Origin of the sequence: Microcoleus sp. Pol12B5, from assembly GCF_036701335.1 — a bacterium.
GTDB lineage: Bacteria > Cyanobacteriota > Cyanobacteriia > Cyanobacteriales > Microcoleaceae > Microcoleus.
On record NZ_JAUBQQ010000112.1, the window covers coordinates 1 to 9635 of the forward strand.

The 9635-nt window shown below is 46.1% G+C and carries 8 protein-coding genes; 4 read left to right on the forward strand and 4 right to left on the reverse strand.

Annotated elements, in window-relative coordinates; all coding sequences use genetic code 11:
* Positions 1-184 precede the first annotated feature (184 nt).
* On the reverse strand, positions 185-739 hold the full coding sequence (locus QUA24_RS26015) for an adenylate kinase (protein ID WP_333233223.1): 555 nt from the start codon (positions 737-739) through the stop codon (positions 185-187).
* A 360-nt stretch (positions 740-1099) separates the two neighbouring features.
* Between QUA24_RS26015 and QUA24_RS26020 the strand changes: the two genes are divergently transcribed.
* Positions 1100-2821 carry a bifunctional diguanylate cyclase/phosphodiesterase gene (locus QUA24_RS26020; protein ID WP_333233224.1) on the forward strand — a complete coding sequence of 574 codons (1722 nt, stop codon included), beginning with the start codon at positions 1100-1102 and terminating at the stop codon, positions 2819-2821.
* 331 nt (positions 2822-3152) lie between these two features.
* Here the strand turns inward: QUA24_RS26020 and QUA24_RS26025 are convergent, their stop codons facing one another.
* The 3 genes from QUA24_RS26025 to QUA24_RS26035 form a co-directional block, all read right to left on the reverse strand.
* Positions 3153-4430, reverse strand: coding sequence for a CAP domain-containing protein (locus QUA24_RS26025; protein WP_333233225.1), 1278 nt, complete (start codon positions 4428-4430; stop codon positions 3153-3155).
* Between the two features lie 518 nt (positions 4431-4948).
* Positions 4949-5623: a phycobilisome degradation protein NblB gene (gene nblB, locus QUA24_RS26030; RefSeq protein ID WP_333233227.1), complete on the reverse strand. Its 675-nt coding sequence runs from the start codon at positions 5621-5623 to the stop codon at positions 4949-4951.
* A 152-nt stretch (positions 5624-5775) separates the two neighbouring features.
* Positions 5776-6237: a CBS domain-containing protein gene (locus QUA24_RS26035; RefSeq protein ID WP_333081502.1), complete on the reverse strand. Its 462-nt coding sequence runs from the start codon at positions 6235-6237 to the stop codon at positions 5776-5778.
* A 244-nt stretch (positions 6238-6481) separates the two neighbouring features.
* Between QUA24_RS26035 and QUA24_RS26040 the strand changes: the two genes are divergently transcribed.
* The 3 genes from QUA24_RS26040 to QUA24_RS26050 all read left to right on the forward strand — a co-directional run bounded on the left by QUA24_RS26040 (position 6482) and on the right by QUA24_RS26050 (position 9446).
* Positions 6482-6808, forward strand: a complete 327-nt coding sequence (locus tag QUA24_RS26040) for a (2Fe-2S) ferredoxin domain-containing protein (RefSeq protein WP_333213042.1) — start codon at positions 6482-6484, stop codon at positions 6806-6808.
* Positions 6809-6889: 81 nt separating this feature from the next.
* The gene (gene dacB, locus QUA24_RS26045; RefSeq protein ID WP_445242653.1) at positions 6890-8332 is read left to right on the forward strand and encodes a D-alanyl-D-alanine carboxypeptidase/D-alanyl-D-alanine endopeptidase; all 1443 of its coding nucleotides are present in this window, start codon (positions 6890-6892) and stop codon (positions 8330-8332) included.
* A gap of 217 nt (positions 8333-8549) precedes the next feature.
* Complete coding sequence (locus QUA24_RS26050) at positions 8550-9446, forward strand: alpha/beta hydrolase (protein ID WP_333233231.1); 897 nt, start codon at positions 8550-8552, stop codon at positions 9444-9446.
* Positions 9447-9635 lie beyond the last annotated feature (189 nt).

Here is a 9635-nt window from a genome sequence, read left to right on the forward strand (position 1 = left end):
ACGATTGCCTGCTTGACGGAGCGATCGCCTGCTTGACGGTACGATCGCTACACCAACTCTTTTAAGATACAAGGGGCAGGTTAACGAACGATATATATTGACAATGAGAGATGCTGTAAACCCGCCCAGACGGAGGTATCGCGGTCACTCGATTGGACATGATATTATTGGTTATTGGTAGCAGCTAACAAATAACAAATAACAAATAACAGCCTTCAACTGTCATTTGCACTATAAATTCAAAAAATTGTGAAATCTCTTCAGTCGATCTGATGTGATAAACACTTTTGGTATTTTGAGCGCGATCGACATACTCGCGATATCTGGGAGTCAAATACTTATGACACAACCAAAGAACGCGGTAACTATTAATTGAACTATTCAAGATCGGACTCTTTTCCGGCCAGCCTTCGGGCGGTATAAACTTACCTGTAATCAGCCGTTTAGTCACCCACCAAAAATGCACGTATAGGGGCAGATCGACAAAAACCAGAGTATCTGCCTCGTTGAGTCGAAGCCAGACGGTTTCCATACAACCAAAACCGTCTATAATCCATCGGTCAGTAGCCAAAATTTTCTCATGGGTACGCTTATATTCTTCATAGGGAACTTCAGCGCCCCCAGATTGATATTGAATCTTATCCAAGATGTAAAGTGGCAAACCAGTAATTTCCGATAATCTCTTGCTTAGAGTTGATTTACCGCCTCCCGCATTGCCAAACACGGCTACTTTTTTCATAGTTACCCTTTTAGTAATTTAGTTATTAGTCATTAGTCATTAGTTATCAGTAGCAGACTAAAAGCTGAAGGTCGATCTAATTTGTAGCTTTCAAAAAAGTCAATTTAGGTGAATTGTGGCGCGGATCACACACGTTTTTGAAAAAGGCGATTAGGGTCAGTATATATATGGGTTGTTAGGCGATCGCTTGGATATTTTATCAAACAAGCGATCGCGGCTCGGTATTGTCGATCGATTTGTAAAATATCTGTCAAATCTAAGGCGATCGCTCCTTAGTAAAAAAAGCCGTTTCTGGAGCCAACGCACCTAGTACGAGACTGCTGGATACTCTACCCACTTTAAAATTTTAAACCGAGTCCTATGCAACCAAAGCCTAACCTTAACCTATACTCATCCTTGGGGCATCTCCCCTGGCTGAAGAAAAGCTACACTGCCAAAATTATGGTGGTTGCATTTTTAGGCACGCACGTTCCTTTGCTAACCTTAATGGTCTGGTTTCTTACCTCAAACGCTTACTCTGTAGAGACATCAGTCCGGGTTCTGCTGATTGCTCTGCTGGCGACATTAGCGGGTACGGCAGTAACGCTTTCTACGCTACGCTACCTCCTGGTTCCGGTAATCTTAACCTCGGAGGCTCTACAAAACTACCTCGATACAAGAACATTGCCGAACTTACCCACAGAGTTTAATGATGAAGTTGGTACGCTGATGGCAAATTCCTCACAAACGCTTTACAAACTAGATGAATTGATTGATTACATTACCCACTACGATGAACTGACTGGGTTGCCAAATCGTGACTTATTCTGCGATCGCCTGAATCAAACCCGATCCCAAAATCACTCACCCCTGGTCGCAGTTCTGGTATTGGGTATCGATGATTTCACAGGGATGCGCCATGTGTTGGAGCCTGGGATATCCGACTTACTAATTAGAGCCGTTTCCCAACGGGTGGTACAGTGCATGGATCGGTCAGATGTCTTGGCGCGTTTGGGCGATGGTGAGTTTGCGATCGCTCGCAGCGAACTCCACTCGCTGGAGAGTGTGGTCAAGCTATCCCAACTGCTGCTGAGTACACTAGCAAAACCTTTCTCTGTAGAGGGTCAACTGATCCACCTCACCGCCAGTCTTGGTATTACATTGAACCATTTAGAAAATACCAATTCTCCAGAGCAACTTCTTCAGCAAGCTCACTTCGCATTTCATCAGGCAAAGCAGCAAGGGCGTAGTCACTATCAGTTTTATTCACCCGAAATGAACGTTCAGTTACAGGAGCGACTGGCCCTAGAAAATAGTCTGCACGGAGCGCTGGAGCGTAACGAACTACTGGTTTACTATCAACCGCTGATCGACCTCGACAGCGGACGGGTGACAGCAACGGAGGCGCTGGTTCGCTGGCAGCATTCTACAGAGGGTTTGGTCTCTCCGGCAAAATTTATTCCGATCGCCGAAGCCAATGGCGAGATCGTGCCCATTGGTGAATGGATCTTGCGAACGGCTTGCGCTCAAACCCGTCGCTGGCAACTGGCAGGGCTGCCAGCCCTGCGGATTTCGGTGAATCTGTCGGCTCGACAATTTGAGCAGGGGAATCTGGTTGAGATGGTTCGCCAAATTTTGGCAGAGACGGAACTCGAAGCTGCGTATTTAGAACTGGAAGTGACTGAAACTGCCTTGATGACTGACATCGATCGATCGGTCAACACCTTAATGCAACTGCGAGAACTTGGCGTGTCCCTTGCCCTAGACGACTTTGGCACAGGTTATTCTTCCCTCAATTACCTGCAACGGTTTCCGGTTAATATGCTCAAGATCGATCGATCCTTTGTCCAAGATGTACTGTCTAACCCTGACAGCGCCACCATTACTGATGCGATCATTGCTCTGGCAAAAAGTCTGCGATTAACGATCACCGCAGAAGGCATTGAAACCAAGGAACAGCGTGACTACCTGCAAGCGCGAGGCTGCCATGAAGGTCAAGGGTTTTACTTCAGTCGCCCTGCTAACGCTGATACAATCACCAAACTGCTAAACGAGTCGTTTCAGTCTGAGGCAGCATCTATCCCTCTTGCCACCCACTTTTAAGCTGCACCAGTCAAGAACTCGCCGTCAACCCGAAGGGTATGACGGCAGCTTGCAAAAACCTCTGACTTGACCGGATTAAGTTGGCTTTCACTGATAATGCGATCGTAAACTTAGTACCCATGCCTGCGGTTGAGTTGACCGAAAGCATCCAGGATACAAGCCCCCGGATTCATCCGTCCAGAAATAAAAAACCTGTATCCGATAAAGGAGCCCCCTAATTTATCCGTGAGGTCAATGCTTCAATTCTTTAATCTAAAATCTAAAATCTAAAATCTAAAATCTAAAATCGATTGACTTCTCCAAGAAGTCGGGAATCTGGGTATGCTGTTTTTTAGGCGTTGACAAAAACAGAAGATGTAAGCTGACTTTGACTTACACCCTGCACGATTCCCAAATAATTACTGCCCGACTTAATCGCCGTAGAAGCGACACTTGCACCTCCATCCAACTGCAAACTCACAGATTCAAAAGTCAAGTTGGCAAATCCGATACCGTCAGTCAAACCAATTTTATCCCCAGCCGCAAAATCGACAATTAAATCGGCACTAATTAAAGTAGCCGAAGCAGACAAACCTCCGGCTAAAATAAACGTATCATTTCCGCCGCCGCCCGTCAGCATATCTTGCCCGCGATCGCCCGCCAACAAATCGTCGGCGTTACCGCCAATCAAGACATCATCTTCTTTGCCGCCGCGAATAGTATCGTTACCGTCAGATCCGATTAGTCGATCGTTATCGTTGTTGCCGCTGATAAAATCATTGCCAACACCGCCATCAATTGAATCCGATTCTTTGCCGCCAGATAAGCTGTCATTGCCGCCTGTGCCATTAATTGTATCCGCACCTTGCATTCCATTAATGCTATCAGCACCTTCTCCCCCCGTGATATTGTCTTTGCCGGAAAGGGCAAAAATTGGCAATCCCGCAGCATTTGTCGGTATTTGACTATCGGCACTATCTGATAGGAAATAATTGCCGCCGCTGGCTGTATTTTTGGGTGCTGTCGTCGGGCTGCCGTCCCCTATAGCATTGGGTATTGGCGAAGTAATCGATACCAATGTGTTGGGAGTAGGTGTGGGAGTAGGTGTCGGTGCGGGATTGACACTACCGTCAAGAGAAGTCGCAAAAACTTGCGTCCAATAGTGATTGAAATTTTCTGTGCCAGTATCGTCGGCTAAGAAATAGTAACCAATCCCAATTTCTTTGAGATTCGGGTTAAGAATGTTAGCCCGGTGGCCGCTGCTGTTCATCCAAGAGGATACAACTTGTTCGGGTGTAGAAGAACCCGCAGCAATATTTTCTGCTGCCGCTGAGAATTGATAGCCCGTTGTAGTAATGCGACTGGTGAATGACGAACCATCTTTTCCGGTATGCAAAAAGAAGTCTTGCAGTGCCATGTTTTTGCTGTGATTTTCCGCCGCATTTAGTAACTGAGTATTTAAGGTTAGCGGTGATAAACTCAATTTGCCGCGTTCGATGTTTGTAAGTTCTAAAACTCTATAAATAAAGTTTTGATTGGTGGTCGAAGTTGGGGCGATTTGAGAGGCAGATCGCTCTCCTGTTAAAATGTCCGAGGACTGAAAACCTAAATTTGGTAGTTGTTCAAGCATGGGGATGATCAACAGTTTTAAGACTTGGTTTTGCTGGTAGATGGCTTACCGTCTTAACGATAGTTTCCCCGATCGGTGGCTGGACACAATTCAATAATTGTGTTAATCCCTGCCGCTGCTGTATCTATTTTGATTATAGCTGTTGCCAAAGTGTGGATGTCAAGAGGCTGGCTCTGATTGGGAAAGGGAAGAGTAAGCTAGAATTTAAGGAGAGTTTCAAAGGAATGTGCGATCGCCCGTGGCATCAATACAATTTTAGATTTTAGATTTTAGATTTTAGATTTTAGATTTTTCCTGATCAGTAAGGTTTACGCTACGCAACCAGCCCGCTGGCTGGCTGGCTAGAAACCCGGTTTCTACAAGTTTTGCAGAGAGGAACAAGAAATATAGGAAGAAACCGGGTTTCTGAAATATGTGTGCGATCGCGAACAGAGTTTTTAGTAGAATCCTCACAAAAAATTCTAAATTAATTCAAAATTCACAACCGCGCAGGCTTGTTCGCGATCACAAAAGCAATCTCAAGATTTCAAACTATTTTCTTGTCCGACTTTAGCCTCCTGAGCAACTTGCTCAACCTCATCTTTGGCGAGAATTTCCAAAGCTGTCTGTGCTTCTGCACCGCCCAACCGCCCCAAAGCTTGGGCGACTCTGTAACGGATCTGCCAATCTGCATTGGAAGCGTAGGGAAGCAGCAGCGGCAGCGCCCGTTTATCTCCCAATTCACCTAATGCGCTGATCGCAATGGTTTGGATCAATTCGTTTTCAGAAGTCAGGGCATTTTCTAACATCGGAAAGGCTTTCGGATCTCCCATTTCTCCCAAAGCCGCGACGATGCTCAGTTGCACCAGCCATTCAGAGGTACTGCTATAAACTTGCTGCAAATCTTCTAAAGCATCGGTTAATTTCAATGCGCCCAAAGCATCGGCTGCTGCTGCTTGCACGTCGGGTTCGGGGTCGTTGTTCAGGCTGTTTCGCAGTACCTCTAAAGCGTTCGGCAGATTCTGCGTACCGAGGGTTGATAATTGGCTGACTGCTGCGTAGCGAACCCGGACGTTTTTATCGCCGATCGCACTTTGAATCAGTTTATAGGCGATCGCGGGTTCTAGTTGTCGCAGTTGGTTGACTGCTCGCAGTCTTTCGCCAAAATCCTCGGAATTCAGCAATTGTTCGACAGACTCAGGGGTAATGCTCATCGGATTTGAGATTTTAGATTTTAGATTTTAGATTTGAGATTTGGTAATTGGTAATTGCCAAAAGCGAGCGAGATTTAAGGAGCGATTCCCTACGGGATAGCTTCGCTTCACGACTCATTTTCTGATACAGTCCTGGAACTGCAACAGTTAATTTAAGATTCGGCAGCCATCGCTCGGATAATATCTCCCCTAGTGAGGATGCCGATTACTTTGCCCGCAGTATCAAGCACTGGCAATCGGTGGATACTGCGATCGTGCATCAGTTTGGCAGCTTCTTGGACAGATTTGTCGGGCCCGATGGTAACGGGGTCTGTACTCATCGCTTCTCCTACTGTTTGTCCTAAAGCTTTGTGGAGTTCTCGCTCGTAACGAGAGGGATTTTCCAAATAAATTACGCTGTCGAGCACCATGATATAAGCGGGCGGAGTTACGCCGGTTTCCCGCCACATCAAGTCGGTTTCGGAGATGACTCCTACCAACAAGTCATTCTCATCTACGACGGGAAGACCGCTAATGCGTCGATCGGCTAAAATTTTAATCGCTTCGTTCAAGGGCATTTCGGGTCGCGCCAAAATCGGCTCGCGGCTCATTACATCGGCTACTGTTTTTGGCATGATTAGCGGTTGATTGAGTTATCTCTCCTTATCGATCATATAGGCAAAGCGTGACACAGACTGAAGAAAGGCAGCTCTGCTGAAAGGATTAGTTTGAAGGTAGTAAAGAAGGAAAAAGTTTGAATGCCAGAATTTTGCTGTTTTTTCGATCGCACTATAAAATTCTGCCGTTTGCCGGACTCCAGCGGGCGATCGACCTGACAAGATTGTTAAGATATCTTAAATAGCGGATAAATCCTTACCAATGCCAGAATCTCCAGCCAGAGAACCAGACTCCCAACCAGAAGCGCGCTGTGTATTGGTTTGCCAGTATCAATCTTGCCTGAAAAATGGTTCAGCAGCAGTGCTAGCTGCTTTTGAAGCTCAACAAGTTGCCGGGGTGAAAGTGGAAGCCTGTAGCTGTCAGGGACAGTGCACCACTGGCCCGACTGTACGAGTTACCCCAGACGAAATTTGGTATTGTCGAGTTAAACCGAGTGATGTACTGTTAATTGTGGAAGAGCACCTCAAAGGGGGAAAACCTGTAGAGGCGCTGTTCAATCCGAGAATTCATGCGCGTTATTATTATTAATATTGACTTGATTCCGTGAAACTTCCAAGATCGGGCGCATCTAATTTTAATAGTTATTGCTAAGGAACTGACACTTTGAAAATCCAAGGAATTGCGCTTAGTTTGTTAGTCCTAATTCTGGGGCGTCCATCGGCGGTTGCTGCTCAAACGTCGGCGGTTGCTGGGGATATTTGTCCGGGGGAATTGGGGGCGCAAGTAGATGCGATCGCCAACCGTCCCGAATTTAGTCGATCGCGCTGGGGCATTTTGATTCAACCTCTATCTTCTACTACTACTCTCTACAGCCGCGACGCCCAAAAATATTTTATTCCAGCATCAAATGCCAAGCTGCTAACTACAGCGGCTGCTTTGCAGAAACTCGGTGCCGATTTTCGGATTAAGACATCGGTTTACAGCGGCGAAAACGGAAGTTTGTACGTTGCCGGCAGGGGAGATCCGAGCATTGCTGAGGCTCAGTTGAAATCCTTGGCGCAGCAGTTGAAGCAGCGGGGAATCAGTCAAGTTAACCAGTTGATTGGCGATGACAGCTATTTTCAAGGTAGTGCAGTCAATCCGAATTGGGAATGGGAAGACGCGCAAGCTGGCTACGGAGCGCCGATTAACAGTTTAATTTTCAATCAAAACGCGATCGACCTTTTATTGTCCCCACAGGCTCTGGGGCAACCTCTGAAAGTTACTTTTGCCGAACCAAAGCTGGCAAATCAGTGGCAAGTTCAGAACAATTCAGTAACAGTCGCCGAAAACGAATCCGAGTTTATTGAAATTGGCCGGGAGTTCGATCGACCTATAATTCGAGTGGGCGGACAGTTGAAAGTTGGTGGCGAACCTGAATCAGCTTATGTCGCAGTTGTCAACCCCGCTAATAATTTTTTGCAGTATTTTCAACAAGCCCTGGCGACTGAGGGAATTCCTGTTAAACAGGCTTTAGTGGCATCGGCTTCTCGCAATTTAAATCAAGAATTAGCGACCGTTGAATCGCCGCCACTGGCCCAATTGGTGAGAGAAACTAATCGCGAAAGCAACAATCTTTATGCAGAAGTCTTATTGAGATTGCTGGGAAAAGTTACAGGCAAGATGCCTCTGCCACAAGAGGATACAGGTGAAAGCGGTTTGAAAGAGCTAAAGGCAGTTTTAACTCAATTAGGAGTAAATCCAAACAGCTACATATTGGCCGACGGTTCCGGCTTGTCTCGGCACAATCTAATTACTCCAGAAGGCTTGGTGGAAACTTTGAGATTGATGGCTAATTCACCTGCTGCATCGATTTACCGCCAGTCACTGTCGATCGCTGGCGAGAGCGGCACTTTGAAAAATCGCTTTAACGTTACACCAAACCGCGTAAATTTGCAAGCGAAAACCGGAACTATGAGCGGAGTTTCGGCGCTGTCGGGATATATCGAAGTTCCGAATTACGAACCGCTGGTGTTTAGCATTATCGTCAATCAATCTGACCTATCGACTGCAAAAATGCGATCGGCAACGGACGAAATTGTGCTATTATTGAATCGCCTGCGCCGCTGTTAAAACAATACATTTAAGGTGAGAAAGTTAAGCTCAGTAGTTACACCTAAAACACCGGACACCCAAAAACCCTACAAGTTTTAAGTTTAATTAGATTGCAGTGGCGGTGCTCGAAAATCAGCTACAATAAAAGTAGAAAAATTAACAGCATTGGGCCGTTTCAGCCTGCTACCAGTCGGCGGGTTCTGTACTTCCCGAAAATAAGTCTAACTTTCCAACTATGAATTCTTTAGATTCCGAACAGCAACACATCTTTGTCGAAACCAATAACATCCGCCTGCACTGCGTTTCTCAAGGAGAAGGCGAGCTCGTTCTCCTCCTGCATGGGTTTCCAGAGTTTTGGTACTCTTGGCGTCATCAAATCCCTGCTTTAGCCCGTCATTTCAAGGTTGTGGTGCCGGATTTGCGGGGCTACAACGATTCCGACAAGCCGGAAAGCGGCTATGATTTAGATACGCTGAGCGCGGATATTCGCGGTTTGATTTCGAGCCTCGGTTATACAAAAGCTCACGTTGTAGGTCATGATTGGGGAGGGGCGATTGCGTGGCACTTAGCTCAAAAATTCCCTGAACAACTCAACCGCTTGGCAATTTTAAACGCTCCGCACCCGCAGCGATTCGTGCAGGAAATGGCGAGCAATTTAGATCAAATCCGTCGCAGTTGGTACGTTTTGGCATTTCAGGTTCCGGGCATTCCGGAATTGTTGATCCGGCAAAACTTGAAAGATTTTGTTCACAATGTTTTTCAAGGACAAGCTGTTCGCAAAGGATCTTTTAGTGCTGAGGAAACTAAGATTTATCAGACTGCTTTAGAAAAGCCGGGAGTATTAGCCGCCGCTATCAATTATTATCGGCAGATGTTTCACCCGCAGAGGCTTTGGAATTTGGGGCAGAAATTAGAACCTGTGACAGTGCCTACTTTGGTACTTTGGGGAGAAGAAGATGCGTTTTTGAGCCACAAACTTGTAGAAGGTTTAGACAGATTAATTACGGCTCCGTTTAAGTTAAAATTAGTTCCTCACTGTGGTCACTGGATTCAGCAGGAAGCGCCGCAAACGGTGAATCGAGAATTGCTGAGTTTTCTGAGAAATTCTTATCCTTCTGTGGCTTTGGCATAGAAAAAAATTAACGCTTGCACATAAGAACGGGCAAGATGCCCGTTCCACAAGAAGATTGAATTTTTGTGGAACGGGTATCTTGCCCGTTCTTAATATCTGACGCACCCTACTTAGGATCGCGAATTAAATAACTTACAATTTTAATTGTTATTGTGGGATGGGCGTCCCGCCCGTCCTTTTTGGACGGGC